At 73.9% G+C, this 23,194-nt stretch carries 21 protein-coding genes; 6 read left to right on the plus strand and 15 right to left on the minus strand.

Going from position 1 to position 23,194, the window contains the following annotated elements:
* Positions 1-53: 53 nt before the first annotated feature.
* Positions 54-1,031, minus strand: a complete 978-nt coding sequence (locus tag ABZ881_RS04160; protein ID WP_358481689.1) for an AraC family transcriptional regulator — start codon at positions 1,029-1,031, stop codon at positions 54-56.
* A 247-nt stretch (positions 1,032-1,278) separates the two neighbouring features.
* Here ABZ881_RS04160 and ABZ881_RS04165 point away from each other — a divergent pair, with 247 nt between their 5' ends.
* Together ABZ881_RS04165 and ABZ881_RS04170 are read left to right on the plus strand one after the other, a co-directional pair.
* Entirely contained in the window at positions 1,279-2,763 is a 1,485-nt protein-coding gene (locus tag ABZ881_RS04165; protein ID WP_358481690.1) for an aldehyde dehydrogenase, read from the plus strand.
* Positions 2,764-2,797: 34 nt separating this feature from the next.
* Positions 2,798-3,976, plus strand: a complete 1,179-nt coding sequence (locus ABZ881_RS04170; RefSeq protein WP_358481692.1) for an LLM class flavin-dependent oxidoreductase — start codon at positions 2,798-2,800, stop codon at positions 3,974-3,976.
* A 34-nt stretch (positions 3,977-4,010) separates the two neighbouring features.
* On the opposite strand, the gene ABZ881_RS04175 is transcribed toward ABZ881_RS04170, so the two are convergent.
* Positions 4,011-4,961: a bile acid:sodium symporter family protein gene (locus ABZ881_RS04175; protein ID WP_358481694.1), complete on the minus strand. Its 951-nt coding sequence runs from the start codon at positions 4,959-4,961 to the stop codon at positions 4,011-4,013.
* A gap of 184 nt (positions 4,962-5,145) precedes the next feature.
* Here ABZ881_RS04175 and ABZ881_RS04180 point away from each other — a divergent pair, with 184 nt between their 5' ends.
* A complete protein-coding gene (locus ABZ881_RS04180) occupies positions 5,146-6,168 on the plus strand; it encodes an SLC13 family permease (RefSeq protein WP_358482088.1) in 1,023 nt (340 codons plus the stop codon).
* Positions 6,169-6,297: 129 nt separating this feature from the next.
* Here the strand turns inward: ABZ881_RS04180 and ABZ881_RS04185 are convergent, their stop codons facing one another.
* The 5 genes from ABZ881_RS04185 to cobC form a co-directional block, all read right to left on the minus strand.
* Positions 6,298-6,483, minus strand: a complete 186-nt coding sequence (locus ABZ881_RS04185; protein ID WP_344019145.1) for a hypothetical protein — start codon at positions 6,481-6,483, stop codon at positions 6,298-6,300.
* A gap of 215 nt (positions 6,484-6,698) precedes the next feature.
* Positions 6,699-7,841 carry a bifunctional RNase H/acid phosphatase gene (locus tag ABZ881_RS04190; protein WP_358482089.1) on the minus strand — a complete coding sequence of 381 codons (1,143 nt, stop codon included), beginning with the start codon at positions 7,839-7,841 and terminating at the stop codon, positions 6,699-6,701.
* Positions 7,842-7,843: 2 nt separating this feature from the next.
* Positions 7,844-8,569, minus strand: coding sequence for a C4-type zinc ribbon domain-containing protein (locus ABZ881_RS04195; protein WP_358481696.1), 726 nt, complete (start codon positions 8,567-8,569; stop codon positions 7,844-7,846).
* Positions 8,566-9,780, minus strand: a complete 1,215-nt coding sequence (locus ABZ881_RS04200; protein WP_358481698.1) for a Nif3-like dinuclear metal center hexameric protein — start codon at positions 9,778-9,780, stop codon at positions 8,566-8,568. The genes ABZ881_RS04195 and ABZ881_RS04200 overlap by 4 nt, the downstream gene beginning before the upstream one ends.
* A complete protein-coding gene (gene cobC, locus ABZ881_RS04205; RefSeq protein WP_358481699.1) occupies positions 9,777-10,874 on the minus strand; it encodes an Rv2231c family pyridoxal phosphate-dependent protein CobC in 1,098 nt (365 codons plus the stop codon). Before cobC ends, ABZ881_RS04200 begins: the two co-directional genes overlap by 4 nt.
* Positions 10,875-11,085: 211 nt before the next feature.
* On the opposite strand from cobC, the gene ABZ881_RS04210 reads away from it, so the two are divergent.
* Complete coding sequence (locus ABZ881_RS04210) at positions 11,086-11,487, plus strand: low molecular weight protein-tyrosine-phosphatase (protein WP_358482091.1); 402 nt, start codon at positions 11,086-11,088, stop codon at positions 11,485-11,487.
* A complete protein-coding gene (locus ABZ881_RS04215; RefSeq protein WP_358481701.1) occupies positions 11,484-12,344 on the plus strand; it encodes a fructosamine kinase family protein in 861 nt (286 codons plus the stop codon). Before ABZ881_RS04210 ends, ABZ881_RS04215 begins: the two co-directional genes overlap by 4 nt.
* A 176-nt stretch (positions 12,345-12,520) precedes the next feature.
* On the opposite strand, the gene ABZ881_RS04220 is transcribed toward ABZ881_RS04215, so the two are convergent.
* The 6 genes from ABZ881_RS04220 to ABZ881_RS04245 form a co-directional block, all read right to left on the minus strand.
* On the minus strand, positions 12,521-13,798 hold the full coding sequence (locus tag ABZ881_RS04220; RefSeq protein ID WP_358481702.1) for a cyclopropane-fatty-acyl-phospholipid synthase family protein: 1,278 nt from the start codon (positions 13,796-13,798) through the stop codon (positions 12,521-12,523).
* A gap of 40 nt (positions 13,799-13,838) precedes the next feature.
* A complete protein-coding gene (locus tag ABZ881_RS04225) occupies positions 13,839-15,206 on the minus strand; it encodes an FAD-binding oxidoreductase (protein ID WP_358481703.1) in 1,368 nt (455 codons plus the stop codon).
* Between the two features lie 57 nt (positions 15,207-15,263).
* A complete protein-coding gene (locus tag ABZ881_RS04230) occupies positions 15,264-16,271 on the minus strand; it encodes an aldo/keto reductase (protein WP_358481705.1) in 1,008 nt (335 codons plus the stop codon).
* A 70-nt stretch (positions 16,272-16,341) separates the two neighbouring features.
* Positions 16,342-17,295: a poly(3-hydroxybutyrate) depolymerase gene (locus ABZ881_RS04235; protein WP_358481707.1), complete on the minus strand. Its 954-nt coding sequence runs from the start codon at positions 17,293-17,295 to the stop codon at positions 16,342-16,344.
* Between the two features lie 143 nt (positions 17,296-17,438).
* Positions 17,439-18,116 carry an FCD domain-containing protein gene (locus ABZ881_RS04240; RefSeq protein WP_358481708.1) on the minus strand — a complete coding sequence of 226 codons (678 nt, stop codon included), beginning with the start codon at positions 18,114-18,116 and terminating at the stop codon, positions 17,439-17,441.
* 56 nt (positions 18,117-18,172) lie between these two features.
* Positions 18,173-19,270, minus strand: coding sequence for an alpha/beta hydrolase (locus tag ABZ881_RS04245; RefSeq protein WP_358481710.1), 1,098 nt, complete (start codon positions 19,268-19,270; stop codon positions 18,173-18,175).
* Positions 19,271-19,353: 83 nt separating this feature from the next.
* Between ABZ881_RS04245 and ABZ881_RS04250 the strand changes: the two genes are divergently transcribed.
* Entirely contained in the window at positions 19,354-20,499 is a 1,146-nt protein-coding gene (locus tag ABZ881_RS04250; RefSeq protein WP_358482093.1) for an acyl-CoA dehydrogenase family protein, read from the plus strand.
* Here ABZ881_RS04250 and ABZ881_RS04255 read toward each other — a convergent pair.
* The gene (locus ABZ881_RS04255) at positions 20,489-21,721 is read right to left on the minus strand and encodes an aminotransferase class I/II-fold pyridoxal phosphate-dependent enzyme (RefSeq protein WP_358481712.1); all 1,233 of its coding nucleotides are present in this window, start codon (positions 21,719-21,721) and stop codon (positions 20,489-20,491) included. The genes ABZ881_RS04250 and ABZ881_RS04255 overlap by 11 nt on opposite strands.
* Before the next feature lie 25 nt (positions 21,722-21,746).
* A complete protein-coding gene (locus tag ABZ881_RS04260) occupies positions 21,747-23,012 on the minus strand; it encodes a GntP family permease (RefSeq protein WP_358482094.1) in 1,266 nt (421 codons plus the stop codon).
* Positions 23,013-23,194 lie beyond the last annotated feature (182 nt).

Genomic DNA, 23,194 nt, shown 5'->3' on the forward strand with positions numbered 1-23,194 from the left:
TCCAGGCTACGAGCCGCGGGCCGGACCGGCAGGGCCGGTGAGGGCGGCCCGCGTCACCCGCGCAGGGTCTGGCTGGGCAGCTCGCCGAACCGCTGCCGGTACTGCTGGGCGAACCGGCTCTGGTGCAGGAACCCCCAGCGGAGCGCGACGTCGGTGACCCGCACCGTCGCCGGGTCGCAGCGCTGCAGCTCGGCCCGGACCCGGTCGAGCCGGATCCGGCGCAGGTGCCCCATCGGAGACTCGCCCAGCTCCTGCTGGAACGCGGCGTGCAGGGTGCGGACGCTCATGCAGCCCACCCTCGCCAGCTCCTGCGGGGTCAGCGGATCGTCGGCGTGCTGCTCCATGTGGTCGAGGACCGGACCGAGCCGGCCGGAGCGCACCGGATCGGGCGGCCCCACCAGCGCGTCGCTGTAGCGGTGCCGCCCGGCGTGCAGCAGCTGCGTCATCACGAACGCCTCCAGCTGCTCGCGGGCGATCGGCATCTCGGCCAGCCCGCCGGGCCGGTCCAGCTCGCGGGCCAGGAACTCGACCGACGCGAGCAGCGTCCGGCCGGCCGGGGAGGTGAGGTCCAGACCGAACCCGAAGTCGACGACGTCGTGCACGGGCCGGTTGAGCTGCTCGCTCAGGTGGGTCTCCAGGCTGGTCCGCGGGATCTTGAGGATGAGCTGCTCGGCGTCCGGTGACCAGCGGACCGTGTTCGTCCGGTCCGGCAGCAGCACGATGCCCGACGCCCGGGCACCGGTCCGCGCCCGGTCGCCGTCGCTGCGTTCGGCCCTGGTGACGCCCGCGACCGTCAGGTTGACGTGGTAGTTGTCCTCGGTCGGTGGCATGACCAGCGTCGCCGGCGACCGGTAGGTCAGGTACCCGAGGGTGAACACCCGGTCGGTGGTGGCGTTCAGCGTCATCGCGACCTGCTCGTCGGGCGCGGTGAGGTCGTGCCGCAGGTAGGTCCGGGTGACCGCGTCGCGGGCCTGCTCCAGGCTGTGCGTCGCCAGTACCGGGAAGCGCTCGAGCGTGCCGCCGGACCGCATCGTCTCGACACCTCCTCGTGCCGCGGATCACTCGTCCCGCGCAGCCTATGTCCGTTCGCGGCGCCCCTACCAGCCGTTGCGTGCGTGCGGCCGTCCGCTGGGTGCAGATCCGCGCCGGTGCACGGAACGGCTGGACCGGCGCGGCGCGCGGATAGTCGCCGGCGCGCGGGCCGCCCTAGCGTCCGGATCCACCACCGACCGGCGACGGAGCCGGCCGGGGAGACCTGCGAGGGAGATGCCGGACACGATGTCGCAGACACCAGAACTGGAAGAGTTCGGGCTCTTCATCAACGGCCGGACGGTGCCCGCCCGGTCGGGGGCGACGTTCGAGTCGCAGAACCCCTACACCGGCGAGCCGTGGGCCCGGCTCGCCGACGGCTCCCCGGCCGACGTCGACGAGGCCGTCGCCGCGGCCCGCAGCGCGTTCGACGGCGAGTGGGGCGCGAGGACCGGGTTCGAGCGGGCCGCGATCCTGCGCCGCTGCGGTGACGCGATCGCCGCCAACGCGGAGCGGCTGGCCCGGCTGGAGGTGAACGACTCCGGCAAGCTGCTGCGCGAGATGCGCGGGCAGCTCACCGCGCTCCCGCAGTGGTACTACTACTTCTCCGGGCTGGCCGACAAGGTCGAGGGCCGCACCGTCCCGCCGGTCAACCCGAACTACTTCGGCTACACCACCCGCGAGCCGGTCGGCGTGGTCGGCGCGATCACCCCGTGGAACTCGCCGCTGCTGCTGCTGACGTTCAAGCTGGCGCCGGCGCTGGCGGCGGGCTGCACGATGGTCGTCAAGCCGTCCGAGCACTCCCCCGCCTCCACCGTCGCGTTCGCCCAGGTGCTGCACGAGGCCGGGCTGCCGGACGGCGTGCTGAACGTCGTCACCGGCTGGGACCGGGCGACCGGGGAGGCGCTGGCCGGGCACACCGGGGTGGACAAGGTCGCCTTCACCGGTTCGACGGCGACCGGTGCGGCCGTCGCGCAGGCCGCCGGGGCGAACGTCAACCGGGTCACCCTGGAGCTGGGCGGGAAGTCCCCGCAGATCGTGTTCCCGGACGCCGACCTGGACGCGGCGGCGAACGGGCTGGTCGCCGGGGTGTTCGCGGCGACCGGGCAGACCTGCATGGCCGGGTCCCGGCTGATCGTGCACGCCGACGTGCACGACGCGCTGGTGGAGAAGGTCGTCGCGCGGGCGAACGCGATCGTCCTCGGCGACCCGACCGAGCAGGCCACCGAGATGGGCCCGGTCGCGAACCGGCCGCAGTACGAGAAGGTGCTCGGCTACCTGCGCGGCGCCGCCGCCGAGGGCGCGACCTTCGCCTGCGGTGGCGAGGCGGACGCCGAGCGGGGCGGGCTGTTCGTCCGCCCGACCGTCGTGACCGGGGTGACGCCGGAGAACACCATCGTCCGCGAGGAGGTGTTCGGGCCGGTGCTCTCCGCCTACCGGTTCACCGACGAGGACGAGGCGCTCAAGCTCGCCAACGACACCCCGTACGGCCTGGCCGGCGCGGTCTGGACCAAGGACGTGCACCGCGCGCACCGGGTCGCCGGGCGGCTGCGCGCCGGCACGGTGTGGATCAACGCGTACCGGGTGATCGCCCCGAACATGCCGTTCGGCGGCTTCGGCGCCAGCGGCATCGGCCGGGAGAACGGCGTCGACGCGATCAACGAGTACACCGAGAACAAGTCCGTGTTCGTCGAGCTGACCGGCGGCACCCGCGATCCCTTCCAGCTCGGCTAGAGCCCGCCCGCACCCGATCCAAGGAGACACCCCCGTGACCGTCACCGCGAACGAGCGCCTCGGCCTCAACCCGACCGATCCCCGTCCGCCGGAGGAGACCCGGCCGCTGGTCGACCGCACGCAGACCAATCCGCTGTTCGGCGACCAGAAGATGAAGCTCGGCCTGTTCGGCACCAACTGCTCGTACGGGCTGATCATGAGCCACGCGCCGAGCGACTACCGGATCACCTGGGAGCACACCCGGGAGATCGCGACCCGGGCCGACGATCTCGGCTTCGACGTGCTCGTCCCGGTCGCTCGCTGGAAGGGTTTCGGCGGGTCGACGAACTTCAACGGCAACTGCTTCGAGACCTACGCCTGGGCCGCCGGGCTCGCCGAGGCGACCGAGCGGATCTCCATCGCCGCCACCTCGCACCTGCCGACCGTGCACCCGATCGTCGCCGCCAAGGCCGCGACGACCATCGACCACATCTCGGGCGGCCGGTTCGCGCTGAACCTGGTGATGGGCTGGGTGCCGCCGGAGATGGAGATGTTCGGCCACGAGCAGCGCGAGCACGACCAGCGCTACGCCTTCGGCCAGGACTGGATCGACTTCGCCACTCGGCTCTGGACCGAGGAGGGATCGTTCAGCCTGGAGTCGGAGTTCTTCCGGGGCGACCTGCTCGAGGCGTACCCCAAGCCGCACCAGGCGCCCCGCCCGGCGCTGCTCAACGCCGGCAACTCGCCGGCCGGCATCGAGTTCTCCGCGCGCAACGTCGACATCAACTTCGCGTCGCTGGACACCCTGGAGAACATCGCCGCCTACACCGACAAGGTCCGGTCCAAGGCGCGCGACGACTACCACCGCGACATCCAGGTGATGACCTACGGCCTGGTCGTCTGCCGGGACACCGAGGAGGAGGCCAGGCGGGCCTTCCAGCAGGTGATCGACGAGGGCGACTGGGGTGCCGCCGGCAACGTCATCAAGATCGCCGGATCGGGCGAGAGCAAGTCGTTCGACCACGCCGTCAAGGCGATGCAGGAGCGGTTCATCGCCGGCTGGGGCGGCTACCCGATCGTCGGCACCCCCGAGCAGGTCACCGAGGAGCTGGGCAAGCTCAACGAGGCCGGCATGGAGGGCATGATCTTCGGCCTGATCGACTACAACGAGGAGCTCAAGTACTTCGGCGAGCGGGTCATGCCGCTGCTGAAGGAGGCCGGGCTGAGGCACTGAGGAGCCACTGAGCAAGCACCCGGGCAGGTGCCGGTCACTCCCGCACGGCGGTGGTGGCCGGCACCGGGCGCTTCGACCAATAGCTCGCCAGCGCGGCGCCGGACACGTTGTGCCACACCGAGAACACCGCGCCGGGCAGGGCCGCCGCGGGACCGAAGTGCACGGTGCCCAGGGTCGCGGCGAGCCCGGAGTTCTGCATCCCGACCTCGATCGAGACCGCACGGCGCGCCGTCGCGTCGAGCCCGAACGCCCGGGCCACCGCGTAGCCGAGGGCGAGCCCGGCCAGGTTGTGCACGACCACCACACCGACGATCGCGAGCCCGGCGGTGAACAGCGCGTCCGCCGAACCGGCGACGACGATCATCACCACCACCGTGATGCCGACGACCGAGGCCAGCGGCAGCGCCGGCGTCACCCGGTCGACGACGCCGCCCGCGTACCGCCGGAGCAGGAAGCCCAGCACCACCGGGATCAGCACGATCTGCACGATCGAGAGGAACAGGCTGCCCGCCGAGACCGGCAGATACTGCCCGGCCAGCAGCAGCACCAGCAGCGGCGTCACGATCGGCGCGACCAGCGTCGACACCGACGTCATCGCCACCGACAGCGCGACGTCGCCGCGGGCCAGGAAGACCATCACGTTCGACGCCGTGCCGCCGGGTGCGCAGGCCACCAGGATCACGCCGACCGCGATCTCCGGCGGCAGGTCGACCAGCACGGTGAGCAGCCAGCCGACCGCGGGCATCACGACGTACTGGGCGCCCAGGCCGATCGCGAACGCCGCGGGCCGCCGCACGATGTAGCCGAAGTCGACCGGCCGCAGCGTCATGCCCATCCCCAGCATGATCAGCGCCAGCAGCCACGGCACGGCCGACGACCAACCCGTGAACACCCCCGGCACGGCGAGGGCGACCGCGCCCGCCGCGAGGACGATCACCGGGAACCATCGGCCGACCACGTCGCCCACCGCCTGCACGCGCTGCATCGCACTCACCCGTGCAGCCTCGCACCGCACCCCACCATCGGTGCAAACCGGACGTCCGGATGGCGGGACGCCGGCAGCATGATCGCCGTCGTGGTGCGTCCGGCCACGCGGATCGCGGCCCCGCGCACCACGATGGCGATCACGCAGGCGGGCGCGGGCCGGTCTACGGTCTGCTGGTGATCGACTGGACGCGACGGTCGTGCTGCTGACGCCGGTGGTGCTGGCCACCGCGGCCCGGCTGCGGATGCCGTCGCGGCCGCACTCCTTCGCGTGTGCGCACCTGTCGAACTCGGGCTCCGGGCTGCTGCCGGTGTCGAACCTGACGAACCTGCTGGCGTTCCCGGCGACCGGGCTGAGCTTCCTCGGGTTCGCCGGGCTGATGGTGGGGCCGTGGGTGGCGGTGCTCGCGGTGGAGTACCTGGTGCTGCGCCGGTACTTCGCCCGCGATCTGCGGGACGGGTCCGGCGGGGGCGGCGGCGGGACGGTCGGGCGGCGCGTCGGCACCGGGGATCCGGCTGCCGGGATGCCGGAGGGTCCGGTGGCCGGTCCCGAGGGGCCGGGGGCCGGTCCCGGGGAGCGGTTCGGCGGGGCGCCCCGACCGGAACCGGTGCCGGTGTTCGCGCTGTCCGTGCTCGCCGCGACGCTCGCCGGGTTCGCGATGTCCTCGGCGCTCGGCGTCGGCCCGGGCGTGATCGCCGCCGCCGGTGCCGCGGTGCTCGCGGTCCGGGCGCTGTGGCTCAGGGAGACCGGGCCGATGCGGCTGGTCGCGGCCGCCTCCCCCGGGTTCTGCCTGTTCGTGCTCGCGCTGGGCGTCGTCGTGGCCGGGGTGGCCGGGCAAGGGCTTGCCGCCGGGCTCGGGTCGCTGCTGCCCGACACCCCCGATCTCGCCGGGCTGCTGATCACCGCGGTCGTCGCCGCCGTGCTGGCGAACCTGGTGAACAACCTGCCCGCGACCCTCGTCCTGCTCGCCGCGCTCGGCCCGTCGCCACATGCCGGTCTGGTCCTCGCGATGCTGCTCGGGGTGAACATCGGGCCGAACCTGACCTACCCGGGATCGCTGGCCACCCTGCTGTGGCGGCGGATCGCGGCCGGGTACGGGGACCCGCCCCGGCTGGGGACGTTCGTCGGCCTGGGTGCCGTCACGGTGCCGCCGGCGCTGCTCGCGTCGACCCTGGCGCTGTGGGCGTCGCTGGCGCTGCTGACCTGAACGGCGCAGCGGCGGGGGCGGACGTGCGGCGGCCCCGCGCGGCGGGTGCCGGGCGGGGCCGTCGGTGGGTCTGCGCTGGGTGGGTCCGCGTTGGGTGGATCCGCGTTGGGTGGATCCGCGGTCGGTGGGTCAGATCTCGTGGGCCATGTCGTGCCCGAGATCGGTGTCCGGGTCCAGCTCGCGGGCCGGCGCACCGATCGGCCGGGACGTGCCGCGCCGCTGCTGGGGCAGCCGCGCGATCGTGCTCATCTCGTGGGCCAGGTCGTATCCGTAGTCGTGCTCGTGGGACAGCGCTCCAGAAGACCGCACCGACATTTGCCTCTCCGTTCCCCGACACCGAGACAGCGTTCACGCTCCGTACGAGTTCCACCCCGTACGGTGCTCGCAGATCATCGCCCGGGCGGGGTGGGGGGACAACGCTCCGCAGTCGACTCCGCCCGTTCGGGCCACGGTTGTATCGATCCAGCGGCGCGCCTGCGTGCACGGCGCGCCGTTCCGCGGTAGCGGGCCGGGCCCGGCCGCCCGCCGATTCAGTCCAGGTAGGACGTGTCGTTCACCAGGCGGACGGACGCCCCGCCGTCGGGGTAGAAGTCGGCGACGCTGGTGCACGCGAGATCGAGATGCATCCGGAACAGCACCTCGTCGCCGGCGCCGAGCGCGTCCCGGATCAGCATCTTGATCGGCGTCACGTGGCTGACCACGATCACCGTGGATCCCGGGAAGTCCTCGACGATCCGGCGGCGCTCCGCCTCGATCCGCTCCCCCACCGAGCGGAAGCTCTCCCCGCCGGGGGGTTCGACATCGGCCGAGCCGAGCCACCGGCCGTGCAGCTCGGGATCCCGCTCCCGCGCCTCGGCGAACGAGAGGCCCTCCCAGCCGCCGAAGTCGGTCTCGATCAGCGCGTCCCGGACCAGCAGATCGGCGCCGGTCGCCTCGGCGACCGCGGCGGCGGTCTGCCGGGCCCGGCGCAGCGGCGACGACAGCACCGCGGCCGGGGCGACGCCCTCCTTCGCCAGCCGGGCGGCGAGCGCGCGGGCCGCCGCGGCGGCCTGCTCCTGACCGACGGCGGTCAGCTCCGGGTCGCCGTGCCCGGAGTAGCGGCGCTCCACCGACAGCTCGGTCTGCCCGTGCCGCAGCAGGATCATCCGGACCGGGGTACCGACCTGCCCGGTCCAGGCAGCCGCCACCGCCGAGGAGTCGGTCGCGCCGATCTCGGAGGACTCGGTCGCCGATCCGGGCTTGGGCTCCGGGCCGGTCGACGGCTCCGGCGTCGGGTTCGATCCGCCGTCCATCGCCCGGTTCGCGAGCGCGTCGGCGCGCGCGTTGTCCGCACGCGGGATCCAACCGAACGTCACGGCGTCGAAGTGGCGAACCAGGTCCCGGGCCTCGTCGACGAGCTCCTGCAACGCCGGGTGCTTGACCTTCCAGCGACCGCTCATCTGCTCGACGACGAGCTTGGAGTCCAGCCGGGCCTCGACCTCGGTGGCGCCCAGCTCCCGGGCCGCGGCGAGACCGGCGATCAGCCCGCGGTACTCGGCGACGTTGTTCGTGGTGGTGCCCAGCCCGTCGTAGACCTCGGCGAGCACCTGCCGCCCGGTCGCGTCGAGCACGACCGCGCCGTATCCGGCGGGCCCGGGGTTGCCGCGCGACCCGCCGTCCGCCTCCACGACCAGCTTCACTTGCCACGCACCAGGATCGCGCCGCACTCCTCGCAGTGCACGATCTCGTCGGCCGGGGTACCGCGGACCTGCGCGATGAAGGTGCGGTCCAGCTCGAGCCGGCAGGCGCTGCACCGCGACTCGCGCAGCGCGCCGGCCGCGACCCCGCCCTTCGCCCGGATCCGCTCGTAGTCGGCGACCAGGTCGTCCGGCAGCGCGGCGACCAGCTCGGCCCGCGCGCGGTCCCGCCCGGCCCGGGACACGTCGATGTCGCCCTCGGCGGCGTCGCGGCGGACCCGGATCTCCGCGATGTGCTCCTCGGCGGCGGCCAGCTCGGCGCGGGCGTGCTCCAGCTCCGCCCCGACCGCCTCGCGCTCCTCCATGACGCCGAGCTGCTCGTCCTCCAGCACGCCCTGCCGGCGGGCCAGGGTGTCCAGCTCGTGCTGCAGCTCGGTGGCCTGCTTCGCCCCGATCCCGGCTCCGGCCAGCATCTTCTGGTCGCGCTCGGTGCGGGCCCGGACGCCGTCGACGTCCCGCTCGATCCGCGCGATGTCCCGGTCCAGGTCACCGGCCCGGGTCTCGGCCCGGACCGCGGCGTCGCGGGCGTCCCGGAGCCGCTGCTCGGCGTCGTCGAACTGCTTGTGCTCGGTCAGCGTCCGGCGCTGGTGGGCGAGCCGGCCGATCTCGGCGTCCACCTCGGCCAGCTGCAGCAGCTTCGCCTGGGCGGTGGGGTCGGCCTTCATGATCTCGCCTCCGTGTGATGGGGGATCGGCTGGTACGCAGCCGCTGAGGACGCGGCCCCGGGAGCGGCGGTGGCCGCCGTGGTCCACGGATCGGTGCGCAGCCGGGAGACCGACACCGAGACGCTACCGCCGAGCGCCGCCCGGACGACGCCCGCCGCCTGCTCGCACCACGGCCACTCCGACGCCCAGTGCGCGACGTCGACCAGCGCGGGCACCGGGCTGCCCGGCCCGGTGCCGTCGAGCAGGTGCTCGGACGCCGGATGGTGCCGCAGGTCGGCGGTCACGTAGGCGTCGACCCCGGCCCGGGCGGCGGCGCCCAGCGCGGAGTCGCCGGAGCCGCCGCTCACCGCGACCCGGTGGATCGGCCGGTCCGGGTCGCCCGCGCCGCGGACGCCCCACGCGGTGGCCGGCAGCGCCGCCGCCACCCGTTCGGTGAACGCGGCGAACGGCTCCGGCTCCGGCAGCGAGCCGATCCGGCCCAGCCCCCGCGACGACGGCAGCGGGGCCATCTCCAGCAGATCGTAGGCGGGCTCCTCGTAGGGGTGCGCGGCGCGCAGCGCGGCGACGACCTGGTTCCGCCGGGACCGCGGCAGCACCATCTCCAGACGGGTCTCGGCGACCCGCTCCAGCCGGCCGACCTCGCCGATCGCGGGCACCGCCCCGTCCAGCGGGAGGAACTGGCCGGTGCCGGCGGTGGCGAACGAGCAGTGCGAGTAGTTGCCGAAGCGACCGGCGCCCGCGTCCGACAGCGCGGTGTGCACCTGCGCGATCGCCGGCCCGACCGGGACGAAGGTGACGATCTTGTCCAGCGGCTCGGCGGGTTCCGGTTGCAGCGGGCCCGCCACGGCGAGGCCCAGTGCCGCGGCCAGCGCGTCCGAGACGCCGGGATCGGCGATGTCGGCGTTGGTGTGCGCGGTGAACAGCCCGACGCCGGCCCGGATCAGCGTGTGCAGCAGCGCGCCCTTGGGGGTGTCGGCGCCGACGCCGTGCACCCCGCGCAGCAGCAGCGGATGGTGCGTGACGAGCAGCCCGGCGCCCGAGTCGATCGCCTCCCGGACGGTCTCCGGGGTCGGGTCGACGGCGAACAGCACCGAGCCGACGGGCTCCGCGGGATCGCCGCAGACCAGCCCGACCGCGTCCCACTCCATGGCCAGGGCCGGCGGGTAGGCCGCCTCCAGCGCGTCGGTCACGTCGCGCAGGGTGGCGCTCATGCCGGCACCACCAGCGTGCGCAGGACCAGCTCCAGCTCCTCGACGAGCCGGCGGGCGAGCTCCGGCGGGCGCACCGCGACCCGGACGTGGTCCGGGCCCAGCCCGGGGAAGGTGTCGCCGCGCCGGACGCTGATCCCGGCCGCGCGCAGCAGCCGCCGGACGTCGTCCCCGGTGCCGTCCGGCAGGTGCAGCAGCAGGTACGGCGCCACACCGTGGGACACCGCGACGCCCTCGATCGCCTCCAGCACGGTCGTCATCGAGACCCGGTGCGCGGCCAGCTCGCGGGCCCGCTGGTCGGCGGCCGACAGCGCGTCCGGCTCGCAGCAGGCGATGATGGCCTCCAGGGCGGGCGTCGACACCGGCCACGGCGGGCGCGGGCGGGCCAGCCGGGCCAGCAGCGACGGCTCGGCGAGCGCGTAGCCGGCGCGCAGGCCGGCCAGCGCCCAGGTCTTGGTCAGCGAGCGGAGGACGAGCAGGCCGGGCACGTCGGCGGCACCGGCGAGCGACTCCGGTTCCCCGGGAACGGCGTCGGCGAACGCCTCGTCGACCACGAGCACCCGGCCCGGGCGGGCCAGCGCGCGCACGGTGCCGGCGGGGTGCAGCACCCCGGTCGGGTTCGTCGGGTTCCCGACGACGACCAGATCGGCCCGGTCCGGGACCGCCGCCGGGTGCAGCGCATGCCCGTCCGCGGCGTCGGTGTGCACCCGGACGACGTCCACCTCGGCGGCCCGCAGTGCGGCCTCCGGCTCGGTGAACCCCGGGTGGACGACGGCGGCGAGCCGCGGCCGCAGCGCCGGGAGCAGCGCGAACCCCTCCGCGCTCCCCGCCAGCGGGAGCACCTCGTCCGGGGTGCGGCCGTGCCGGGCGGCGGCGACCTCGCGGGCCCGGGCGTCGTGGCCGGCCCTCGGGTAGCGGCCGAGGCCGTCGAGCGTCGCGGCCAGGCGGTCGCGCAGCCAGGCGGGCGGCCCGTCCCCGACCACGTTGACGGCGAAGTCGAGCAGGCCGTCGGCCACCTCGGCGTCGCCGTGGTGGCGCAGGTCGTGGGCGCCCGGGTCACCGGGTCCGTGACCGGCCCGAGGGTGATCGAACGGCATCCGGACACCCTACGGCGGGCTCCCGCACGGACCGGCACGGCGGGGTGGGTGAGAATGGGCGGACCATGTCCGTCGCGCCCGCCCTGTTCCTGCTGTTCTCGCTGTCCGCCGTCAACGCCGACGTCCGAGCCCGTGCTCCCCGGGAGGGTTCACCGTGAACGTCGTCTTCGTCTGTACCGGCAACATCTGCCGCTCCCCGATCGCCGAGAAGATGCTGGCCGCCGAGGTCGAGGCCGTCGGCCTGGCCGACCGGGTGCGGGTGACCAGTGCCGGGACCGGTCACTGGCACATCGGCCAGCCGATGGACGAGCGTGCGGCCGAGGTGCTGACCGAGCACGGTTTCGACGCCGCCCACCAGGCCCGCCAGGTCGACTCGGAGATGCTCGCCGCGGACCTGCTCGTCGCGCTGGACGCCGGGCACCTGCGGTCGCTGCAGCGGTCGGTGCCCGACCCGAAGCGGGTCCGGCTGCTGCGCTCGTTCGACCCGGACGCGGCCGAGGGCGCCGAGGTCCCGGACCCCTACTACGGCGGCCCGGACGGGTTCACCGAGGTCTACGAGATGATCGTGGCGGCGCTGCCGGGTCTGGTCGAGTACGTGAAGCGGCAGGCGTGAGCGCTCCCGTCCACCGGTTGACCGGGCGGACGGTGACCGCGGACCTCGGCGGGCACCCGCCGCGGTTCCGGCTCGGCGAGGGGGCCGCGGCGGTCACCGTCGTCGTCAAGAACGGCGCCGCGGATCCCGGTTCGATCACCGCCGAGGCCGCCGGGCTGCGCTGGCTCGCCGTCCCCGGCGGCCCGCCGGTACCCGACGTCCTCGGCAGCGACGACGAGTGGCTGGTGAGCAGCTGGGTCCCGTCCGGGCGGCCCACCGAGGACGCCGCCGGGGAGCTGGGCAGGCGGCTCGCCGTCCTGCACGCCGCCGGTGCCGACGCCTTCGGCGCGCCGCCGCCGGGCGGCCCGGCGCAGGCGTGGATCGGGCACGCCCGGATGCGCAACGTCGGGCACGACGGGCAGTGGCACGAGTGGTTCGTGCAGGACCGGGTGCTCCCCTACCTGCGCGCCGCCCGCGACCGCGGCGAGCTCGACCCGGCCGGTGCGGCCGCGATCGACCGGGTCTGTGCGCGGATCGACCGGCTCACCGGGCCGGACGAGCCGCCCGCCCGGCTGCACGGCGACCTGTGGTCCGGCAACGTCCTGTGGTCCGGAGACACCGTCTGGCTGATCGATCCGGCCGCGCACGGCGGCCACCGCGAGTCCGACCTGGCGATGCTGGACCTGTTCGGGCTGCCCCGTCTCGACCGGGTGCTGGCCGGCTACGCCGGGGCGGCCGCCGACGCCGGGACGCCGCTCGCCGAGGGATGGCGCGACCGGATCCCGCTGCACCAGCTGTTCCCGCTGCTGGTGCACACCGTGCTGTTCGGGGGCGGGTACGCCGGCCGGGCCGTCGCCGCGGCCCGCCGGCTGGCCTGACGGTCGAGCGCCGCGGCCCGCCGGCCCGCCCGATCCACGCGATGCCGCACCCCTGGTCCGGCGCCGCACCGTCTGGAGCCGGTGCGAGACCACGCCGGGGGTGCGACACGGAAGCCGGGCCCCCGCGCGGAGCCCCGGGAGCCCCGCGCCCGGGGGCCTCCGGAGCCCGGGCCCGGTCAGTACGCCCCGTGCTGCCCGCGCAGCGGGAACCCGGCGGTGCCGTCGGCGTGCAGCTTCACCCCCAGCACCTGGTGCAGCTGGATGTTGTTCAGCTCGAACCCGAGGCGGCAGGCGGCCATGTAGAGCCGCCACACCCTGGCCCGCCCGATGCCGACCTCGGCGACCGCGTCGGTCCAGTTCCGCTCCAGGTTCGCGCCCCAGTCGCGCAGCGTCAACGCGTAGTGCTCGCGCAGGTTCTCGGCGTGCCGGATCTCGAAGCCGGCCTCGTTCATCGCGGTGACGAGGGTGCCGACCGGTTCGAGCTCGCCGTCCGGGAACACGTAGCGGTGGATGAACGGGTCGGTGTTGCGGTGGTCGGGCTTGTGCGGCTGGGTGATGCAGTGGTTGAGCATCCGGCCGCCGGGCCGCAGCTTGGCCTGCATCGCCCGGAAGTAGGCGTCGATGTTCGCCTTGCCGATGTGCTCGGTCAGCCCGATGGACGACACCGCGTCGTACGCGCCGTCCGGCAGGTCGCGGTAGTCGAGGTGCCGGACCTCGGCCAGCCCGTCGAGCCCCCGGCGCTCGATCTCGGCCTGCGCCCACGCGGCCTGCTCCCGGGACAGCGTGACGCCGAGCGCCTTCACCCCGTGCTCGGCGGCGGCGTGCCGGACCATGCCGCCCCAACCGCAGCCGACATCGAGCAGTGTCATCCCAGGCTCGAGATCGAGCTTGGCCGCGACCAGGGCGTACTTGTTCGCCTGGGCCTCCTCCAGGGTGGCGTCGGCGTGCGGGTACGCGGCGCAGGTGTAGGTCATCGACTCGCCGAGCACGAACTCGTAGAACCGGTTGGAGACGTCGTAGTGGTGCGAGATGGCCTGCGAGTCACGCCGCTTGGAGTGCAGCAGCCCGCGCGGCCGGGCCTCCAGGTCCGGTGGCGGCATCCGGTGCTCCCGCCAGTACGGCAGCAGCCGCCGGGCGAGCCAGAGCTGGTCCCGGCGCGGGATCGAGTGCAGCGTCACCTCGGCCATCGCGCGCAGCGCGGTGTAGAGATCACCCCGGACGTCGATCTCCTCGGTCACGTAGGCCCTGGCCAGCCCCAGCGACCCGGGGGCGCTCACCAGCCGGGCCAGCGCCCGTGGCGAGCGGACCTGCAGCGTCACCGGCGCGTCGTCGGGGCCGCTGCGGGACCCGTCGAACGCCTCGATGCGCAGTTCCGGCGCCCTGCCGATCACCCGGGACAGGATCCCGGCGACCGGTTCGGTCGTCGTGTCTCGTCGCTCCAGAACTCCCGTCATCGCCGATCCACCTTCCAGCTCCGCCGACCGCGGCATCCCCTCAGCGGCCGATCACCTTGCGGTACAGGTCGGGCGCCTGCCCGGCCGGGTCGTACCGCTGCTTCACCGCCCAGTACGCCTCGCCGTTGTAGTGCGCCCAGAACTCGTCCTCGCCGTAGTGCACGGTCGAGTACAGCGACTTGTGCCCGCCCAGCCGCGCGACGCACTCCTCGACCAGCCGGTTGTGCGCCCAGGGGTCACCGGGGCGTTCCGGCACCGACGACCAGAAGCCGACGTTGACGTAGAGCCGGCCCGGCTCCATCGGGTAGAGCGGCCAGGACCGCTCACCGCGCAGCCGCAGCGGGCACAGCCACACCGGGGCGATCCCCACCTCGGCGTGGAAGAACGCGAGGAACTCGGCGAGCCGCTCGACCGGGATCTCGACGTCCTGCACGACCATTTCCTCGGTCGGGACGCCGATCGCGCTACGGACCCGGTTCGACGCGCCGTAGCGCTGGTCGAGCGCGACCAGCCTGCGGTAGACGTCGGACCGGCGGTACCGGCGCGGCCAGAACCGGCGCACCAGCGGGTGCTGCACGCCGAACGCGCGCGAGCACCAGAACCAGTCCGGGTCCCAGCGCCACAGGTAGTCGTGCGTGGTCAGGTGATCGACCGGGCGGCGCTGCAGCGACCGGTAGAAGACCTCCTGGCCGGTGTAGTCGGAGATCCGGGCGCCGGGCATCGGGGCGTCGACGAACTCGCCGACGCTCAGGTAGTGCTCGCCGGGGCCGAAGACCACACCATCGAGGAAGTCCGCCCCGGAGCCCGCCAGCTCCTCGATCCCGGCCGCGACGGCGTCCGCGGTCGGGTACCGGTGATGGGTGAGCTTCACGAACGGGCGCACCGGCACCAGCTCGACGACCAGCCGCAGCGCGTAGCCGAGCGTGCCGTAGGAGTTCGGGAAGGCCGCGAACAGGTCGGCGTGCTCGCCGTCCGGGGTGACGTGCAGCAGCTCCCCGGCCGGGGTGAGCACGTCCATCTCCAGCACCGACTCGTGCGGCAGCCCGTTGCGGAACGACGTCGACTCCACGCCGAGCCCGGTCACCGCGCCGCCGAGCGTGATCGTCTTCAGCTGCGGGACGACCAGCGGCATCAGTCCGTGCGCGAGCGTGGCGTCCACGATGGTCTCGTAGGTGGCCATGCCCTGGACCTCGGCGGTCCGCGCGACCGGCTCGACGGCGAGCACGCCGTCCAGCGCGGAGGTGTCCAGCCGGGTGGCGCCGCGGCCGGTGTCCCGGTCGCCGAACCGGAACAGGTTCGACGACGGCTTGCCCAGCTGCACCCGCCCGGCGCCGGACCGCCGCCGGCGCAGCTCCGCCACTGCCGTGTCGTGCGCCGCACGGGATACGGAGGGGACGAGCGTCACCATGTCGGCGACGATAGACCTCTCTCGTTTGCGATGCGCACGGTTTTCATCCGGTCTACGTCACACCGCCACGTGACCGAAGGGTCCCCTTCCGCTGCTGGTCAGGTCGCGGGCGAGGGCGGGCAGCGCGCGCGGCCCGAGGGTCCGCCGCACGGCCGCGGCCGCCGCGGTGAGGCCGTCGTGCTCGTCGGCGGTGAGGGTGATCGCGGCGGCCGCCACGTTGGACTCCAGCTGGGCCAGGCTCGACGCACCCGGGATCGCGACCGTGTTCGGGTGGTGCACCACCCAGGCCAGCGCGACCTGCGCCGGCGTCGCGTCGTGCCCGGACGCCACGTCGCGCAGCACGTCGTGCAGCGGGCGCAGCGCCCGCAGGTTCTCCGGGAGCCAGGCGGTGTTGCGCCGCACCGCGTTCGACGGCCGGTTCGTCTCGTCGTAGCGGGCAGTCAGCAGGCCCTGGGCGAGCGGGCTGTAGGCGATCACGACCCGGCGCTGCTCGACCGCGAACGGCACCAGCTCGGCGGCCGGCTCGCGGCGCAGCAGGCTGAACTCCACCTGGTTCGAGTGCACCGGGGCGCCGAGCGCGGCGTCGGCGGTACGCCAGCGGGCCATCGGGTAGGCCGAGACACCGGCCGCGCCGACCAACCCGATCCGCTGCAGCGCGGCCATCCCGCGCATCGCGGAGCTGTCGCCGAGCAGCGGATGCGGCTTGTGGATCTGGTAGAGGTCGATCGAGGACACGCCGAGCCGGGCGGCCGAGGCGACCGCGCGCTGTTCGAGGACCGGCCCCAGCGGCAGCAGCGGGAGGAACTTGGTGGCGAGCACGACGTCGTCGGTGCCGCCGCAGGCGCGCAGCGCCTCGCCGAGGATCCGCTCGCTGCGCCCGAAACCGTAGACCTCCGCGGTGTCGAACACGGTGACGCCGAGCTCCCGGGCGCGGGCGACGATCCGCGCCGCCTCGCCGTCGAACCCGGCGCCGTAGCCCCACTCGGTGGAGCCGAATTGCCAGGTCCCCAGGCCGATCACCGACCACGGCGTACGGGTGGGCCCGGGGACGTCGAGAGACCGCATGGTCGCGATTGTTCCCCGACGTCCCCGGGCGCACATCCGCGCGGTGACCCCTCAGCACCGCGCGGGGGCCTCAGCGCAGGCGGTGCCTGCTGAAGAAGTCCCAGATCAGGTCGGTTGCCCGCACCGTGTAGGTGGTGCTGCCGCCGCCGCTGTAGAGCGTCGCGCCCGGCCAGGTGTGCCCGGCGTCGTCGATCGCGACGTGCTCGACGCGCGCCCGGTCGTCGCAGCCGGACCAGGTCGAGACGGTGACGTCCGGCTCGATCCGGCGGGTCGCCGGCTGCGGCGTGCAGGAGTTCCGGTCCGCCCAGCCGGCCACCCAGTCCGGGATCGCGGGGAGCCCGCGGGCGGCGTCGCCGGCGTAGGGGATCGTGACGTCGCCGGTGCCGTGGAACGACAGCACCGGCACCGCCCGGCCGGGCTCGCAGGGCGGCTCCCCCGCCCGGTAGTACGCGCCGGCGACCGGGGCGAACGCGGCGATCCGGTCGGCGAGCCGGCAGGCCAGGATCTCGGTGAACCCGCCGCCGTTGGACTTCCCGGTCGCGTAGACCCGCTTCGTGTCGACGCACAGCGTGGACTCGAGCTCGTCGAGCAGGTCGCCGGTGAACGCGACGTCGTCCACCCCCGGCGCCGAGTACGGGGCGCCCTGCCAGGCCCGGCGGTCCTCGCCGCCGGGCACGCCGTCCGGGTAGGCGAGGATCGCGGGCGGCGCGGACAGCTCGCTGAACTCCTCGGTGGTCGGGCCGCTGTTGCCGCGGCCGTGGAAGACCAGCACCACCGGCCACGCTCGGTCCGCGGTGTAGTCCGGCGGCAGGTGCAGCCGGACGGCGCGGTCCAGCCCGCCGGAGCGGACGGTCCGGTCCACGCTGGTGCCGGGCTGCTGCGGCGCGGGTGTGCCGCAGCCGGGGCTGCGCGGCGGCGGCCGTTCCCCCGCGGACGCCGTCGCGGCGGTGCCGATCACCCCCGCCACCGCGACGGACAGGCAGGCGGCGAGCGCGAGCAACCGTGCTCTCCTCGTTCCGGGCATACCGGCTCCCTTCGGACGGCGTCGTCGACGCCCGGTTCGGCCCGCCCGGGTGGTCCGGGCAGGGCGGGGGGGCGGCGGCACCGGTCGGCGCCGTCGCTGGTGCGGGACGGGGTGCGGGTGCTCCGGCCGTCGGCCGGTGCGGCTCAGCCGCCGACCGCCGAGCGGATCGCGGCCAGGTGCTCGGCGGTCAGCGACGCGGCCAGCTCCGGATCGCCGGCGCGGACGGCGTCGAGCAGCCGAACGTGTTCGGCGTGGTCGCGCTCACGGTCGTCGTAACGGTGCCGGATCTCGATCTGGTCCCGGGCTCGGACGTCGAGCAGCGCCTGCACGGTCTCCCGCAGCACGGCGTTGCCGCTGGTGGCGGCGAGCGCGACGTGGAAGTGCACGGCGGGGCGGAGATCACCCTGCGGCGGATGCAGCGCGTTGGTGACGCTGAGCTCCATCAGCCGCAGCCCCTCGGCTTCCCGGGTGCGGGCGGCCGCGGCGGCGATCGGTGGTTCGAGGACCAGCCGGGCCTCGACGAGCTCCAGCACGCTCTCCCGGGTGGCGGCGGGACCGTGCGGGTTGGCGAGCAGGCGCCGGTCGGCGCCGGGGCCGACGTAGGTGCCCGAGCCGTGCCGGAACTCGACGGCACCGGTGGCCTCCAGCCGGCGCAGCGCCTCGCGCACGGTCGGGGTGGTGACCTCGAACCGGCGGGCGAGATCGCGGGAGGACGCCAGCTGGTCGCCGGGGCCGAGCCCCTCGACCCGGATGATCCGCATGATGTCGTCGGCGAGCCGCTCCGACAGCGACAGCTGCCCCGCCATCTGCCCCGAACTCATAAAGTGACTAAATCACTTCGCTCCGACGCGGTCAAGGCCGGGCCGGGCGGGAAGGGTCAGCCGCCGGCGACCGCGTCGCCGGTGCTGCTACCGGTCGCGTCGTCGTCCCAGTCGGCGAGCGCCCGGTCCAGCTCCGGCCAGGTGCTGGTCCGGGCCCGCCGCCCGGTCAGCACGCCGAGGTGCCCGCCCGGCGCCGTCGTGAACCGCACCTCCGGACTGCCGGAGAGCAGCGGCACCGCGCTGCGGACCGCCTTGAGCGGGGCGATCACGTCGTCCCGGCCGGCGACGACCAGCACCGGCACGTCCACGTCGGACAGCTCGACGTCGCGCCCGGCCAGCCGCAGCCCGCCGGAGGCCAGGTCGTTGTTGCGCAGCAGCAGATGGAAGATCTGGCCGAACACCCGGCCCGGGTAGCCGTGCATGTTGGCCATCAGGTGGTCGACGGCCTCGATCTGGGCGAGGCAGTCCCGGTCGTCGATCCGGGACAGCACCGCGAGCGGACGGGTGACCAGCCGGTCCACCGCCGTCAGGTGGAAGGCCCAGCTCACCACCGGCGCCGGGAAGCTGCCGATGCCGCGGTAGATCGAGGAGACCATCCGGCCGCCCGCGACCTCGGCGAGCGGGCGCAGCGGCGCCACCAGCGGGACCCGCGAGATGTCGACCGGGGTGCCGATCGCGGCCACGCTGCGCACCGGCAGCGGCGCCCGGGACTGCACGGCGGCGGCGACCGCGAGCATCGCGAAGATCCCGCCCAGCGACCAGGCGACCAGGTGCACGTCGGAGCCCTCGGCGTCGGCGACCTCGCGGACCGCCGACGGCAGCAGGTCGTCCACCCAGTGCTCGATGCCCAGGCTCCGGTCGGAGAACGACTTCGGGCCGTAGTCGATCAGGTAGACGGTGCGCCCCTGCTGCAGCAGGTGCTCCACCAGCGAGCAGCCGCGCCGCAGGTCGTAGGCGAAGTCCGGGGCGCCGAGCGGCGGCACGAGCAGCACCGGGGCGCAGTCCTGGGCGTCCACCCCGGACAGCGGCCGGTAGCGGTAGAGGATCCCGGCCGGGGAGCCGACGACGGCCTCGCGCGGCATCCGTTCGAGATCGGCGAGATGCCCGACGACGGTCCGGTCCCAGACGTTGGCGACAGCGTCGACGAGGTGCACGCGCGCACCCTACGGCACTCGGGGGTCACCGACGGCCCGTGGAGACTCCCGTTGTTACCGACGGGTATGTGACACTCACCGCCATGCTGCGCGAGATCTTCGACGACGAGCACGACGCGTTCCGCGACCTGTGTCGCACCTTCATCGCGAAGGAGATCACCCCGCATCACGAGCGGTGGGAGGACGAGGGCCAGGTCGACCGGTCGATCTGGACCGCGGCCGGTGCCGCCGGGCTGCTCGGCATGGCCGTCCCCGAGGAGTACGGCGGCGGCGGGGTCGACGATTTCCGCTACAACGCCGTGCTGGACGAGGAGATCGTCGCTGCCGGCACCAGCGGGGTCGGCTACCCGCTGCACAACGACGTCGTCGCGCCCTACCTGCTGCGACTGTGCACCGAGGAGCAGAAGCAGCGCTGGCTGCCCGGGTTCTGCTCCGGCGAGCTGATCACCGCGATCGCGATGACCGAGCCGGGCACCGGCTCCGACCTGCAGGGAATCGCCACCTCCGCGAAGCAGGACGCCGACGGGGACTGGATCCTCAACGGCTCCAAGACCTTCATCACCAACGGCATCCTCGCCGACCTGGTGATCGTCGTCGCGAAGACCGACCCGGACGCGAAGCACCTGGGCTTCACGCTGTTCGTCGTGGAGCGCGGGATGCCCGGCTTCGAGCGCGGACGGCGGCTCAAGAAGGTCGGCATGAAGGCCCAGGACACCGCGGAGCTGAGCTTCACCGACGTCCGGGTGCCGGACGCGAACCGGCTCGGCGAGGCCGGCCAGGGCTTCGTGTACCTGATGCAGAACCTCGCCCAGGAGCGGCTGTCGATCGCCGTCGCCTCGGTGGCCGGCGCCGAGGCCGCGCTGCGGCTCACGCTGGAGTACACCAAGGAACGCAAGGCGTTCGGGCGTCCGGTGGCGAACTTCCAGAACACCCGCTTCGAGCTGGCGGAGATGGACACCGAGGTGTCGATCGCGCGGGTGTTCGTGGACCGGTGCCTGCGCGAGCACGTCACCTCCGAGCTGTCCGTGCCGGACGCGGCGAAGGCCAAGTGGTGGTGCTCGGACCTGCAGAACCGGGTGGTCGACCGCTGCGTGCAGCTGCACGGCGGCTACGGCTACATGCTCGAGTACCCGATCGCCCGCGCGTTCGTCGACTCGCGGGTGCAGGCGATCTACGGCGGCACGAACGAGATCATGAAGGAGATCGTGGGCCGGTCGCTCATCGGCTGAGCGCGGCCAGTGCCTGCTCCAGGTCGGCGACCAGGTCGCGCGGGTCCTCCAGGCCGACCGAGAAGCGCAGGTGGCCGTAGCGGCGGAACTCGGGCGGGAAGTGCGCGGCTCGGCCCTCGGCCCCGGCGCCGACGTGCACGATCAGCGACTCGTCGTGGCCGAGCGACACCGCGGAGGTGATGATCCGCAGGTTCGCGACGAACCGGTTCTGCAGCTCCGGCGGCCCGTCCAGGGCGAAGGCGAGCATCCCGCCGAAGCCGCCGTCCAGGGTGCGGGCGGCGAGTTCGTGCTGCGGGTGCGACGGCAGGCCCGGGTAGGCCACCCAGGCGATCTCCGGGCGGTCGTCCAGGAACCGGGCGATCTGCAGCGCGGCGTCGCAGTGCGCGCGCATCCGCATCGGCAGCGTCACCGAGCCGCGCATGATCAGCCAGGCGTTGAACGGGCTGATCACCCCGCCGGCGTCGACCATCGCGTCGGCCCGGATCCGGTCGACCAGCTCGCGCCTGCCGAGCACCGCCCCGCCCATCGCGTCGCCGTGCCCGTTGACGTACTTGGTCAGCGAGTGCACGACGAGATCGGCGCCGCGCTCCAGCGGCCGCTGCAGCACCGGGGTGGCGAACGTGGCGTCCACGCTGAGCAGCGCGCCGTGCTCGTGCGCGACGGCGGCGACCGCGTCGACGTCGGTGATCCGGGTCGTCGGGTTGGCCGGCGTCTCGACGTGCACCAGCCGGGTCTCCGGCCGGATCGCCGCCCGCACCGCCTCCGGGTCCGAGGAGTCGACCAGCGTCGCGGTGATGCCGTAGCGGTCCGGCAGCAGCTCGGTGAGCAGGCGGTGGGTGGCGACGTAGGTGACGTCCGAGCTCACCACGTGGTCGCCGGTGCGCAGGAAGGTGAACAGCACCGCGTGCAGCGCCGCCACGCCGGAGGCCAGCGCGACCGCCGCGCAGCCGCCCGGCGACACCCCGGACGGATCCTCCAGCGCGGCCAGCTTCTCCTCCAGCCACGCCTGGTTCGCGCCGCCGTTGCGGGTGTAGAGCCGGGTGCCGGTGCCCGACCAGTCCAGCTCGGACGGATCGTCGGGCAGCGCGTAGGAGTTCGCGGCGACGATCGGGCGGCGGATCGCCCCGGTGCCGGGATCGACGTCGTTCCCGGCGTGCACGGCGCGGGTCGCCAGGAACGGCGGACGGTCGGCAGGACGGTCGGCAGGGTCGTGCGGGCTCACCCGCCCGATCCTGCCCGACCGGGGATCAGCCGACGACACCCGCCAGCAGAAAGATCGGCAGCACCGCGGTGAAACCGACCACCGACTGGATGGTCTGCTGCACCGTCCAGGTCTTGAGCGTGGTCGCCACGTCGAGCCCCATCAGGCGTCCGACCAGCCAGAATCCGGAGTCGTTGACGTGCCCGGCGAACACCGAGCCGGCCGCGGTGGCCAGCACGATGCAGGCGACCTCGACCGAGTTGAACCCGCCGGCCAGCACCGCGGGCGCGACCAGCCCGGCCGAGGTGACCAGCGCCACCGTCGCCGAGCCCTGCGCGACCCGCAGCACCACCGCGATCACGTAGGCCGCCACGATCACCGGCAGCCCGACCGCGTCCAGCGCGTCGGCCAGCGCGTCGCCGATCCCGGACGCGCGCAGCACGCCGCCGAACATCCCGCCCGCGCCGGTGATCAGCACGACCGACGAGATCGGGCCCAGCGAGGACTCGAGCAGCTTCTCCATCGCGTTCTTGTCGGTGCCCCGGCGGCTGCCGAGCACGATCATCGCGACGAACACGCCGATCAGCAGCGCGATGCCGGCCGAGCCGAGGATGCTCAGGAACTGCACCCAGCCCGCGTCCGCGTCGACCACGCCGACCTGGGCGAGCGCGTCCAGCCCGGTGTTGCCGAGGATCAGCAGGATGGGCAGCGCGAGCAGCAGCACCACGGTGCCCAGCCGCGGCGGATCGGTGGGCTGGTCGTCGTCGACGGTGCCGAACAGCGCCGGGACCGGGTGCACGATCCGGCGGCCGATCCAGGTGCCCCACAGGTAGCCGGCCAGCCACCAGACGGACAGCACGATGATCAGGCCGATCAGCAGCACCAGGCCCAGGTTCGCGTCGAACTGGTCGGTCGCGGCGACCGGGCCGGGATGCGGCGGCAGGAACACGTGCATGACCGAGAACGCGGCCGCCGCCGGGATGCCGTAGAGCAGCACGTTGCGGCCGCCGTCGACCCGGCGGGCGACCGCGAAGATGATCGGCAGCATCAGCACGAGGCCGGCGTCGAAGAAGATCGGGAAGCCGATCAGCAGCGAGGCCAGGCTCAGCCCGAGGACGGCGCGCTGCTCACCGAACCGGTCGACCAGCGACTCGGCGAGCACCTTCGCCCCGCCGGAGTGCTCGATCAGCTTGCCCAGCATCGCGCCGAGCGCGATGAGCAGGGCGAGCGCGCCGAGCGTGCCGCCCAGGCCGTCGGTCAGGACGTCGACGACCGCGCCCAGCGGGACGCCGGTGGCCAGCGCGGTCAGCAGAGACCAGGATCAGGGTCAGGAAGGCGCGCACCCGGAACCGGATGATCAGCACCAGGATCAGTGCGATCGCCGCCGCGGCCATGCCGAGCAGCGGCCCCGCACCCAGTGTCTGTTCCCATTCGTCCACGTGTGCCCCCTTCGCCCGTTCCAGCCGGGAGCAGTGTCCATTTGCTTGATCATCG

The sequence above is a fragment of the Pseudonocardia sp. NPDC046786 genome, from assembly GCF_040645415.1.
Lineage (GTDB): Bacteria > Actinomycetota > Actinomycetes > Mycobacteriales > Pseudonocardiaceae > Pseudonocardia > Pseudonocardia kongjuensis.

Excerpts from the sequence above, each read along its gene's own strand:
- ABZ881_RS04160 (WP_358481689.1), bottom strand. The coding sequence starts at position 1,031 with ATGCGGTCCGGCGGCACGCTCGAGCGCTTCCCGGTACTGGCGACGCAC.
- ABZ881_RS04165 (WP_358481690.1), top strand. The coding sequence starts at position 1,279 with ATGTCGCAGACACCAGAACTGGAAGAGTTCGGGCTCTTCATCAACGGC.
- ABZ881_RS04175 (WP_358481694.1), bottom strand. The coding sequence starts at position 4,961 with ATGCAGCGCGTGCAGGCGGTGGGCGACGTGGTCGGCCGATGGTTCCCG.
- ABZ881_RS04185 (WP_344019145.1), bottom strand. The coding sequence starts at position 6,483 with ATGTCGGTGCGGTCTTCTGGAGCGCTGTCCCACGAGCACGACTACGGA.
- ABZ881_RS04195 (WP_358481696.1), bottom strand. The coding sequence starts at position 8,569 with ATGAAGGCCGACCCCACCGCCCAGGCGAAGCTGCTGCAGCTGGCCGAG.
- ABZ881_RS04200 (WP_358481698.1), bottom strand. The coding sequence starts at position 9,780 with ATGAGCGCCACCCTGCGCGACGTGACCGACGCGCTGGAGGCGGCCTAC.
- cobC (WP_358481699.1), bottom strand. The coding sequence starts at position 10,874 with ATGCCGTTCGATCACCCTCGGGCCGGTCACGGACCCGGTGACCCGGGC.
- ABZ881_RS04210 (WP_358482091.1), top strand. The coding sequence starts at position 11,086 with ATGCTGGCCGCCGAGGTCGAGGCCGTCGGCCTGGCCGACCGGGTGCGG.
- ABZ881_RS04220 (WP_358481702.1), bottom strand. The coding sequence starts at position 13,798 with ATGACGGGAGTTCTGGAGCGACGAGACACGACGACCGAACCGGTCGCC.
- ABZ881_RS04225 (WP_358481703.1), bottom strand. The coding sequence starts at position 15,206 with ATGGTGACGCTCGTCCCCTCCGTATCCCGTGCGGCGCACGACACGGCA.
- ABZ881_RS04230 (WP_358481705.1), bottom strand. The coding sequence starts at position 16,271 with ATGCGGTCTCTCGACGTCCCCGGGCCCACCCGTACGCCGTGGTCGGTG.
- ABZ881_RS04235 (WP_358481707.1), bottom strand. The coding sequence starts at position 17,295 with ATGCCCGGAACGAGGAGAGCACGGTTGCTCGCGCTCGCCGCCTGCCTG.
- ABZ881_RS04240 (WP_358481708.1), bottom strand. The coding sequence starts at position 18,116 with ATGAGTTCGGGGCAGATGGCGGGGCAGCTGTCGCTGTCGGAGCGGCTC.
- ABZ881_RS04250 (WP_358482093.1), top strand. The coding sequence starts at position 19,354 with ATGCTGCGCGAGATCTTCGACGACGAGCACGACGCGTTCCGCGACCTG.